Source organism: Methanobrevibacter wolinii SH, assembly GCF_000621965.1.
GTDB classification, from domain to species: Archaea; Methanobacteriota; Methanobacteria; order Methanobacteriales; family Methanobacteriaceae; genus Methanarmilla; species Methanarmilla wolinii.
Map to the genome: position 1 here is coordinate 1 of NZ_KK211380.1, position 12,078 is coordinate 12,078.

The following is a 12,078-nucleotide window of genomic DNA, read 5'->3' on the forward strand; positions in this document are numbered from 1 at the left end:
TAAATTTTGTTTAAATTTTTAGAAATTATAGTGTTTTCTTAGATTTAATTTTGAATCTTAAATTTTGTTTAAATTTTTAGAAATTATAGTGTTTTATTGGATTTATTTTTTTATTGAATTTAGTGCTTTTAAATATAAATACTTATTTATTAAAGTTTAATCTAAAATACAATAAGTTTGATATTTTAAATTTAATTTTTTTATTTATAAAATGTTTAAAATTTTAATTTTTTTAAATACTTGATATAAAATTAGGATTATATATAAAAATTTAGGGGCCTGAATTTTTTTACATTTGTGAGAGCTTTTGTAAGCCTGTTTTTGATGTATCAGAGTTCTGTACAAGTAGTGTTCCTAATAATACATATAAATATAGGGTTTTTTCTACTGATTTTGGTGTAAATTTGTGTATTTTTCTCATTTCTAATGAATTTTTAAGTACTTTGAAATAGTCTTCAATTTTACCTCTTATTGGTTTGTAATGTTTCCAATTCATGAGTTTACTGATTAATTCTTTTTTTAATCTTTTAAAAAGTCTTTTATTTTTGTTTAAATCTTTTTTATTTTTAAATATGTTTAATGAGTAGCTTAAAACATCATTAAGGTGTTTTATGTTTAGAAATTTTTTTGGGAAAATTAGCGGGACGATCTGGTATTCGCTGATTCTTATTTGGTAGTTTATGAAACTGTAATATTCTTTATCAAAGATTAATGTGTCTTGTTTTCTTATTATTCGTCTTCTGCGTAATTCTTTCATTATTTCTTCAAAAAGTTTTGTATCGTTGGGTTCGCCAGAATGGAATAAAATTGCAACGGGAGTCATAGAATTGTAATCAAATATGAATGTTGTTTTAAATTCAATATAAAATCTTTTAGATGAAGAATAGCTCCATTTAAGATCCATTTTTCTTAGTTTTTCTTTTGATTGTTTTTTATGGTTAAAATTGAAATTTAAGTCTATTGGTGTTGTATCAACAATGAAAGTCTTTTTTCTCTTTTTTATAGTTACAGAAAGCTTTTAATGCACTATTTACGGAATCTGTATAATTTCTTACGGAGTTTCTTTGGAAGTAATCGTAGATTTCTTGAGTTTCTAAAATCGGGTTGATTTTAAATTATTTTTTTAGTTCTTCTTTGTTTTTAAGGTTTTTTACAATAAAATTAAGGGGTAAATCGAAAAATATGCTTATGAATTGTGTTTTGATTACTGTATCTAATTTTTTAAGGTTTTTAAATCCATTAGATGAAAATATTTGTTTTGATTTTCTAGAACCAATATTTTTAAATATTTTGTCTAACATAATATAGTTTGGGTCGTTTTTATCAAGATTTAAATTGTGCAACATTTTTTTCGCCAAATATATATTTATTGCATTTATTATTTAAATTTATTGGTTTAAATGACCTTTTTTTATTAAATTACTAATTTTACAATTGTATTATTACAAAACAAGAATATACCATAATTAAAGCTATAAAAATAAGAAAATTTAGGCCTCAAAAACAAGTCAAAAATTCATGCCCCTAAAATATTTAATAATTTGAATTTCTTTTATTATTGAAATTTCATATTTGTTTTTATTTTTTAAAAAAAAGTTTAAATATTAGTTAAATATACATTTAAACATAAAAAACATATGAAAAATATTTATATGAATAAATCTTTATTGAAATTTAATTAGATTAAAAAATAAAATTAAATAATTATTTTTTGTTTATTAAAATATTAAATTTTCTAAACAATTTATCACATATATTTTTTTTAAATGGGGAGTATATTGGGAATATGAAAAAAAGTTATATTTTATATTTTCTTTTGATTATGTTTATGATTATTATAGGGTTAAATATGTCTTCAATCTCTGCAGTAGATAATACAAATACTACTATAAATCACACAGATATAATTCAAAACAATACAAATAATATAAATCAAAGTATTATCACAAAAAGCAATGAAAATAATGATAATGATATTGAGGATTATGGTTATAATTCTGAAGATAACGATAAACTAATTTTAGGAAATTCTAAAGAAATTCTAAAATCAGATAATCTTAATTCATCAAATGAAAATAATATTGATAAAATTCCAGTTAATCTTGTTGTTAATGATTTAGTTAAATATTTTCATAATAATAATACTTTAAATATTTATTTATATGATAATAATGGTAATCCATTAGTAAATCAGAAAATAACTATTACTTTACAGGAAATAACATATAACAAAACTATTAACTCTGAGGGAATGGCTTGTTTAGATATTAATCTTTGGCCAAATACATACAATGCAACAATAAAATATGAAGGAACATCAATTTATGCACCAGCATCAAAAAAAATTACTATAACAATATTAAAAAGAATACCATTCTTCATAGATGTGTCTGATAACATAACACCCTATGAACCATTCTACTTTAAATTAATGGACAACCAAGGATACCCATTAATAAATAAAACAGTAAATTTATATTGTGAGGGGGAAAAAATTAATTTAACCTCAGATAATCATGGGTTATGCTACTGTTTCTTAAAATTAAGTCCAGGCTATCATAACATATACTTAAATTATAGTAGTAATGATTTAGAAAATTCATCAACATTTTCATATGGGTCAATTTATATAAATAATTTTACAAAATCTTTTAAAATACAAGATATTATCAACACAGCAATCATACTTAAAGACACTATTTTTAAAAACCACATATTACCAAGTAATATTACTATTTCAGATACAAATTTAAGCATTTTTGAATTCTCATATCTCATGGCAAAAACCATAAACCAAATCTATGATAATGAAAATACAGATGAAACAATAAACTTACCATATATTTATAAAGCTGTGATTTATGATAATTATATATTTCATAATGAAACATTAAGTTATTATACTTATATACATATGGTAAATACTTTAGTAGATTTTGTTGAAGATAATAATTATCTTCCAAGTTATTTAACAAATTATACACATGCAAATATAGATTTTAAAACATATACATTTTGTTTTTCAAAAATATTGTCCTTTTACAATTTAAGTTCATTTTTACCATCAAAAATTTATATTGAAAATATTGGTGTTAATTATACAGATAGTATTTATTATGAATTTAATGATGATTATAATTTTGATTCCAGATTTACAAATATTTGTAACTTTAATAGTTCATATACAGGTTACAACAATGGTTTAATAGAAACTAAAATTATTTCTGAAAATTATACATTCAATTATGGTTCAGTTTATGGTAAAATAAGAATAACGGATAATGATGGTAGAGGATTACAGAACAAAATATTATATTTAAAAGTTGGAAATGAATGTTTTAATTATACAACAGATTTTTGGGGAGATATATACTATAATTTAAATTTATATCCCGGATTATATAATTTAACCATTATATTTAATGGAGATAAATTATTTAAAACATCAACAGCTAATTATTCAATAAAAATTCTAAAATCAAATATTTTATTATTAATTAAAAATGATATATTACCATTTGATAATAATCTGATTCTTTATATGGTAAATAATGATGGATTTCCAGTGGCAAATCACACTATAACATTAAATATAAACAATAAAAATTATACACTAAAATCAGATGATTTAGGATATATAAAATTCAATGAAACATTACCAATAGGACAAAATATTCTTAATTTTACATTTAATGGTGATGAAACATATAATCCATTAAATTATAATTTTACTTTAAATATTAAGGATAAAACATTCTTTGAAGGTAATGATTTAACTGTTAAAAATGGAAATAGAAATTTAAACATTAAATTATACTCTGATAAATGCAATTTAGTTAATAAAACTATTATCTGTAAAATATTAAGCCAAAATCTTAACCTTATTAAAAATTTAACAATAAACACTGATAATAATGGTGAAATTCAAATACCTACTTCAAATTTTAATTCAGGAAATTATTATGTATCAGTATATTATATGGGTAATGATAATTATTTGAATTCCTCAAAAATATTTAATTTAAAAATTATTACTGATGGAACAATTCTTACATATATACATAGTAAAAATTTAATTATTCATAGTAAGGGGGAATATTTTGTTGGAATATTAACTGATCAGTTTGGAAATCCTATTGAAAATGTGCCTTTAAACATATTATTTATTAATAAAAATGTCACAACAACTTATTCAAGAATTACAAATGAAAATGGGACATTTAAACTACAAATTAATATGAATAACCCTAATATTTACAAAGTTATATGTAAATTTGAAGGTAATGAAATATATTCACCTATAACTGCAGAATTTAAAATTGATGCATATTACAAACCTAATTTAATTTACACAATAAATATAACCTCTAAAGAAAAAGATGAATTTCATGTATTTATTAAAGGAAAAGATGTAATTAAGAATTTAACTGTTCCTTATGGTCGTTTAATTGGATTTTATAAAAACAATAAATTATATAAATACACTTATGGTTATACTGAATCTGGTGCAAATAATTTAAAAATTAATAAATATTATTTCTTTTCACTAACTAATACTAATAATATTATAGAAATTAAAAATAGTTCAATTATTACAAGTATTGGATTTTTAATATATTCAAATGGAGCAAACATATTTATCAGATATCTTGCATACAATAAAGACAAACTTTACAGTTTAAATGTTATTTATAATGGTGGAAAATATTCAAATAAAAATATTTGTAATGTAAATTTTTATTATGGTAATAATAAAATTGCTTCAATGTTCTTTAGCTCTGAAATTTATACAAGCACGACTCAAACTTACTTAAATAATAATTTAAATATGAAATTCAATTCAAGTACATGGTATATTAATTATCAACCAGTTGCTTCTTCAACATTTTTAAATAATTATGGAAACTATAATATTTTTGATTTCATGTATGAAAATATAAATTATATTCTTTTATCTTATGGGGGTGTAGCTAACAAATATAAATTTAATAAAGCTAATTGGACAAATAAATTAGGGTATGAAGCTATTGAAAGTATATTTATTAATACAGGAGTTCTTATTAATGACAATTTAATGAAAAATGTAACTGATAATGCAAACAATTATACAGGAGTAAATAAGGTTGTATATGAATTATATTTAGGTAATCTTGCTTATAATTGGTTAATGATTAAATCTTTCAATGAAATCTCAGAAGAATATAATATAAAATGGGACAAAGATAATTATTATTACCTAATTGAATCATACCTTTCAGTAAAAGGGAGAAGTATTAGTATCTGGAATTGGACATCTGCATTTTACAGTCATGATTATTATAATATAAAACAAGGATTAAATAAAATTTCTTATATAACCAGTGTATTAGAAGAATATATAATGAGTTTAAATGGAGATAATTCTACATGTGCAGTAAATGAAATCATATTGGGCTTAATTAATGGAGAAGATTTTTATTTAAATAATAAGGATAATGTTACATATTTTGGTTTATCTGACAATTCTTCTTATCTCACTTTTACAGAATATGGGGGATATGGTTCATACATAATTATTAATCAATTAAACAAGAAATATAAATTAAATGGGGGGATGATTTTAGGTCTCTTCAATTTTTTAAAATCATCAAAAATAGTAAGTAATTTAAAAAATATAATAAACTCAGAAATACATAATATATACTCAAAAATCTACAACCAATTTTATTCAAAAATAAAAAATTTTAGATCAAATAATATTATAAATTATCTTTATAATAATGTTTCTAATTCTAGAACACTTTCTGGTATTGTTGGTGGTTTTATGGTTAATGCAGGTTTAATAATGACTTCATCTGGTGCTGGTGCGGTTGTAGGTATTCCATTATTAGCAGTAGGTACAATTTGTACTGCATATAGTTCTGGTTTGATTAATATTGATAAAAATAGTAAAAAAATAAGTGTTAATCTTACACAGCATAATGCAGTAGAATTTGGAATATCTATGGGGTTAAACGCATATGATTTAGGTTCGGAGTATAATTTTATTAATAAATTTGTTAAAACAAAAAGTATAATTAAATCTATTAAATGTATTCAATCAGAAATAAAAAGAGACATATAAGTTAATGTTGAAAAATTAGGTTTAGCTAAAGGTTATTATAAATATACAAAGAATAAAGTTATTGGTGAAAACAAGAAAAGAATTATTAAAGAAATCACGAAAAGTTATATTGTAAGTAAAGAAGTGAGTTTTACAGCAGATATTTTAACTTAATAATGAGGAATAGTTATGATATTTAAATATATTATAGTATTATTTTTTTTATATATTACAATTACTGTTCAAATTGCTAGTAGAGTTTCTGCTTTTAATAATGAAAAGGATTCAGAAAGAATTAATGAATATACTATAATTATTTGTGTATTAATGATGTTGATTCTTTATATTCTTTATTGTTGATTTTTTAGGGATGATTGGTTATGAATTTTTGGGTTGTATTTTTTATATTTCTTTATTTATTTGGTTTTGGAACATATTATTCAGCGGATCTTAAAAAATTACAGAAAAAACATTATGAATATATTATTATTTTTTTACTTATCTTTTTATTTTTTGCAATAATTTTTAAAGATGAAATTAACATGTTACCATAAAATTATATTTAAATGGTATATATTGGAATTTATATTAAATATAATACTTTATAATTAGATATAATTAATATTTTATTTTTATAATAGTTTTTTTTATTGTAAAAATTTTGAGTATATTGAAATTTTATTTTTTATAACAATTTAGGGGTATTGTGCTTTAAAATCAAATTTGATAAAGTTTATTTTAAAAATTATAAGAATTTCAACAATATAAATATTTTAGGCTTGAATTTTTCACATTTATGAGAGTTTTTGTAGGCCTGTTTTTGATGTATTGGAGTTTTGTACAAGTAGTGTTCCTAATAATACATATATATGGTTTTTTTACTGATTTTGGTGTAAATTTGTGTATTTTTCTTTTTTCTAGTGAATTTTTAAGTAGTTTGAAATAGTCTTCGATTTTACATTTTATATGTTTGTAATGTTTCCAATTTATTAGTTTGTTGATTAATTCTTTTTTTAATTGTTTTAAAAAGTCTTTTATTTTTGTTTAAATCTTTTTTATTTTTAAATATGTTTAATGAGTAGCTTAAAATATCATCAGGGTGTTTTATGTTTAGAAATTTTTTCGGGAAAATTAACGGGACAATCTGGTATTTGCTTATTTTGATTTGGTAGTTTGTGAGACTGTAATATCTTTTATCAAAGATTAATGTGTCTTGTTTTCTTATTATATGTCTTCTGTTTAATTATTTTATTATTTCTTCAAAAAGTTTTGCATCGTTGGGTGCGCCAGAATGGAATAAAATTGCAACGGGAGTTATAGAATCGTAATCAAGTATGAATGTTGCTTTAAATCCAATATAAAATCCTTTAGAGGAAGAATAGCTCCATTTAAGATCCATTTTTCTTAGTTTTTCTTTGGATTGTTTTTTTACGGTTAAAATTGAAATCTAAGTTTATTGGTGTTGCATCAACAATGAAAGTCCTTTTTTCTCTTTTTTATAGTTACAGAAAGCTTTTAATGCACTGTTTACAGCATTTGCATAATTTTCTACAGAGTTTCTTTGGAAGTAATCGTAGATTTCTTGAGCTTCTAAAATTTGATTTATTTTAAATTATTTTTTTAGTTCTTCTTTGTTTTTAAGGTTTTTTACAATAAAATCAAGTGGTAAATCGAAAAATATACTTATAAATTGTGTTTTGATTACTGTATCTAATTTTTTAAGGTTTTTAAACCCATTAGATGAAAATATTTGTTTTGATTTTCTAGAACCAATAATTTTAAATATTTTGTCTAACATAATATAGTTTGGGTCGTTTTTATCAAGATTTAAATTGTGGAACATTTTTTTCGCCAAATATATATTTGTTGCATTTATTATTTAGATTTATTGGTTTAAATGACCTTTTTTTATTAAATTACTAATTTTACAATTGTATTATTACAAAACAAGAATATACCATAATTAAAACTTATGAAAATAAGAAAAATTAGGCCTCAAAAACAAGTCAAAAATTCAGGCCCCCTAAAATGTTTAAAATTTTAATTTTTTAAATACTTGATATAAATTTAGGATTATATGTAAAAATTTTTAATATTTTTTTTAATTATTTAATATAAAATTAAGATTATATATAAAAATTTTTAATACTTGAAATTAAAATATAAATTATTATAATATAATATTATCAAATATTAAATAAAAATGAGGAATTTAAAATGACAGTTAAAAGAGGTTTACTCATTGGTAGGATGCAACCTATTCATAAAGGACATGTTCAGGTTATTTTAAAAACACTTGAAGAGGTTGATGAGGTTATTATTGGTGTTGGTAGTGCTCAAGAATCACACACAGTAACTAATCCTTTCACTGCTGGTGAAAGAGTATTAATGATTGAACAAGCTTTAGCAGATGAAGGTGTAGATTCATCTAGATATTATATTATACCTATGGAAGATATTTATACTAATGCTATATGGGTATCATATGTTAAAATGATGACACCACCATTTTCTATAGTTTTTTCAGGTAATCCTTTAGTACAAAGGTTATTTTATGAAGAAGATTTTGAAGTAAAAGCACCTCCTTTATTTAATAGGACTTTATTATCTGGAACAGAAGTTAGAAAAAGAATGATTAATGGTGGAAATTGGCAAGAACTTGTACCTAAAAAAACTATTGAATTAATTAATGAAATTGATGGTATAAATAGAATTAGACATCTTGCTAAAAAAGAACTTAGTGAAAGATAATTTTTTATACTCATATTATTGAGATTCTTAAAATTTATGATATATTTTGTTTCTAATTTAAAAAATATTGAATTTTAAAGTTAAATTTTTAAATAAAATATCTTAATAGATTCATATTAATTTAAATATTTTAATATAAATTTTTTTAGTTTATTTATTAATTTACTTAAAATTTCTTATATTTTTATATGATTTTTTAAATAAAATATTTATATAACTATAGTTATATTATTATATTATATAAAGAATAGATTATAAAATGGAGTGATTTTTATATGGTAGTACGTATAATTAAAAAAGATGATGATGTTGTAAGTTCTGCTGATTTAATTGACGATATTAAAAAATCTAAAAAAGTAGATGAAGCAGGTGCAATATTTACATTTGAAGGAATTGTAAGAGGTAAAGAACCTGGTAAAAAAGTAGATAAATTAATACTTAAAACTCCAGATATTGAAAAAGCTGAAAAAGAAATGAATGAAATCGCTGAAGATGTAAAAACAAAATTTGGAGTTTTTGAAGTTAATATTATTCATTATATAGGTGAATTTTATACTGGTGATAGTCTTTTTATTGTTGCAATTCTTGGACCTCATAGACAAAAATCTTATGAGGCTTTAATTGATACTATTGAAAGAGTTAAATTTGATATTGATTTTGAAAAAGAAGAAATTTCCAATCAAGGATCTAAAACTATATTAGCTGGAGGATAAATTTATGATGGGGTTTATTGTTGGTTTAATTGTAATAGCATTAATAATATTAGTTTTATATTTTCTTATTGAAAGTATTGCATTTTTATTTAAAATTGCATTTGTATTAATTGTTTTATATTTATTATTCCACTTTTGCTCCCTGTTATTAGGTTATAATTTCTTTAATTTAATAATAATTGGATTATCTTCAATAATTTAATCCTATTATTTTTAAATCTATTTTTTTAAATAATATCTTTTATTAGTTAATTGGTGTTTTCTTTTTTTATTATAGAATTTTTTATTTGTTTTTGTGTTTTTTTATTGTTTTTATTTGTTTTATTATGGGATTTTTTTTTATTGATGTTTAGTTGATTAGTGTTTTGTTTTTTGTTATAGGATTTTTTACTAAAATTTAATCGATTAGTGTTTTATTTTTATGATTTTTTATTATTTATTTTATTTTTTATAGATTTTAATAAAATTTATATTTTCTATTTAATTATTTTTGGTGTTTGTTTAGTCCCTCATTTGGCTTTTTTGAACATTTGACTGAATTTTAATATTGAATTTTTATTTATTTGATTTTTATTTTTATTTTTAATCTTATTGTTTAAAATTAAACATTTGTCATTTGGATAAAAATCTTTTTATAAAAAGTTATTTTTTTTATTTTAATTAAATTTTTTAAATAAAATAATTTTTTTTTATAAAAATTTTAAACAGTTTTATAAATCATATTGTATAATATTTATTATATATCTTTCATTTTTGTTTAATCGGAACTTCCCTAATTTTGAACAATATATAGAAACATTTATAAATGTTTAATTAATTAATACAAAATATGAAATCATTTGATATAAGTACTAAGACAAAGAATATTTTAGGCAATGCATGGGATGAACCATTGTCTGTTGAAGATGCAAATTATTTGATGAATTTAAAAGGCCATGAAGTTTTCTATTTACTTGGAACTGCTGATAGTTTAAGGCATGAAATTGTTGGTGATAAAGTTTCTTTTATTAATAATTGTAATATTAATTTTACAAATGTTTGTAAAATCAGATGTGGATTTTGTGCATTTGGTAAAGATAGAGATGATCCAGAAGCTTATATTTTAGATGATGATAAAATTTTAGCAAAAGCTCAAAATGCTGTTGATAATGGAGCTCGTGAGTTTTGTGTAATGGGTGGTGTTTTACCTGAAGCAGATATTGATTATTATGCACATTTATGTAAACTTCTTAAAGGTGAATTCCCAAATGTTATGATTCATGGTTTTTCACCAACTATGGTTTTTGATGCATGTAAAGTTTCTGAAATGTCATTAGATGAAGGTTTTAAAGTACTTAAAAAAGCTGGTTTAGATAGTCTTCCAGGTACTGCTGCAGAAATTTTAACTGATAGATCAAGAAAAATTATCTGTCCTAAAAAGGTAACTACTAAAGAATGGGTAGAAGTTGTTGAATCAGCTCATAAACAAGGACTTGTTGGTTCAGCAACAATGATGTATGGACATGTTGAAACTGTTGCAGAACGTGTTGAAACATTAGATATATTAAGAAAAGTTCAAGAAAAAACTCATGGTTTTACAGAGTTTATTCCAATGACTTTTATGCAACAATATTCACCAATCTTCTTAGAACAACATAAAAATCTTGGTGCAACTGGAATTGAAGATTTAAAACTTTATGCTGTTGCAAGATTAATGTTTAGGGATTTAATTCCAAATATTCAAGTATCTTGGGTAAAAATGGGTTTTAGATTTGCACAAGTTTCTCTTCTTGCAGGAGCAAATGATTTAGGTGGAACTCTTGGTGGAGATGAGTTATCTGAGGCTAGTGGTGCTCCTGATGGGGTAGATGCTTCTATTGTTGATCTTGTAAAATTAATTAATGCTCTTGGTAGAACTCCTATTGAAAGAAATACTAAATATACAGAATTTTTTGAAATTAATCAGAATAAATTAGATATTTAATTAAATAAAAATTTAGTGATATTATGGTTAATGATGAGGATATAGAATCTGAGGTAGTTATTGTTGAAAATGATGATCCATTAAAAATGATTTTAGATGAACTTGAATTATTATCTAAAGAATATCATTTTGGTAATGTTAAATTTAAAGTGGACTCTGATGATATTAATTTTACTAATGTTTTTCAAATAGAAGTACCTGATTCTATGGATGAATCTGAAGAAAAAGATAGTAGTTTTTATATAAAAGATAAAATCTATAATTTCTCAAGAGATAATAATCTTTTAAAACTTTTTAAAACAATTCGTATTGAGTTTGTAAGATTATAATTACTTATTATCTTTTATTATAGCTTTTATTTTCTGATTTTATATAATCTCATTAATAATTTATATTATTACTTTATAGACTAATATTTTAGTTTTTAAGATTCTTGAAAACTTTATTAAGTTTTTTAGGATTTATTTGGACTTTTAAGTTTAGATGATTTTATTATTGTTTAAGATTTATCTATTTTTAATTTTAGCTTTTAGTTTAAATGAGTTAATATGATTTATTTTTTAAATTTT

At 21.7% G+C, this 12,078-nt stretch carries 7 protein-coding genes and 2 pseudogenes; 7 read left to right on the forward strand and 2 right to left on the reverse strand.

Annotated features, from left to right (window positions below):
* Positions 1 to 289: 289 nt before the first annotated feature.
* A pseudogene (locus T523_RS08810) lies at positions 290 to 1,346 on the reverse strand (transposase).
* Between the two features lie 503 nt (positions 1,347 to 1,849).
* On the opposite strand from T523_RS08810, the gene T523_RS08440 reads away from it, so the two are divergent.
* Complete coding sequence (locus T523_RS08440) at positions 1,850 to 6,103, forward strand: hypothetical protein (RefSeq protein WP_042708544.1); 4,254 nt, start codon at positions 1,850 to 1,852, stop codon at positions 6,101 to 6,103.
* 168 nt (positions 6,104 to 6,271) lie between these two features.
* On the forward strand, positions 6,272 to 6,442 hold the full coding sequence (locus tag T523_RS09090; protein WP_156929625.1) for a hypothetical protein: 171 nt from the start codon (positions 6,272 to 6,274) through the stop codon (positions 6,440 to 6,442).
* A 434-nt stretch (positions 6,443 to 6,876) separates the two neighbouring features.
* Here the strand turns inward: T523_RS09090 and T523_RS08910 are convergent.
* Positions 6,877 to 7,925: pseudogene (locus T523_RS08910) on the reverse strand (transposase).
* A 374-nt stretch (positions 7,926 to 8,299) separates the two neighbouring features.
* Here T523_RS08910 and T523_RS08450 point away from each other — a divergent pair.
* The 5 genes from T523_RS08450 (at position 8,300) to T523_RS08470 (ending at position 11,838) form a co-directional block, all read left to right on the forward strand.
* The gene (locus T523_RS08450; RefSeq protein ID WP_042708546.1) at positions 8,300 to 8,833 is read left to right on the forward strand and encodes a nicotinamide-nucleotide adenylyltransferase; all 534 of its coding nucleotides are present in this window, start codon (positions 8,300 to 8,302) and stop codon (positions 8,831 to 8,833) included.
* Positions 8,834 to 9,108: 275 nt separating this feature from the next.
* Positions 9,109 to 9,546, forward strand: coding sequence for a molybdenum cofactor biosynthesis protein MoaE (locus T523_RS08455; protein WP_042708547.1), 438 nt, complete (start codon positions 9,109 to 9,111; stop codon positions 9,544 to 9,546).
* 4 nt (positions 9,547 to 9,550) lie between these two features.
* Positions 9,551 to 9,748 (forward strand): hypothetical protein, encoded by a 198-nt coding sequence (locus T523_RS08460; protein ID WP_042708548.1) that lies wholly within the window; start codon positions 9,551 to 9,553, stop codon positions 9,746 to 9,748.
* Between the two features lie 627 nt (positions 9,749 to 10,375).
* Positions 10,376 to 11,509 (forward strand): 5-amino-6-(D-ribitylamino)uracil--L-tyrosine 4-hydroxyphenyl transferase CofH, encoded by a 1,134-nt coding sequence (gene cofH / locus T523_RS08465; protein WP_042708549.1) that lies wholly within the window; start codon positions 10,376 to 10,378, stop codon positions 11,507 to 11,509.
* A 23-nt stretch (positions 11,510 to 11,532) separates the two neighbouring features.
* The gene (locus T523_RS08470) at positions 11,533 to 11,838 is read left to right on the forward strand and encodes a hypothetical protein (RefSeq protein WP_042708550.1); all 306 of its coding nucleotides are present in this window, start codon (positions 11,533 to 11,535) and stop codon (positions 11,836 to 11,838) included.
* Positions 11,839 to 12,078 lie beyond the last annotated feature (240 nt).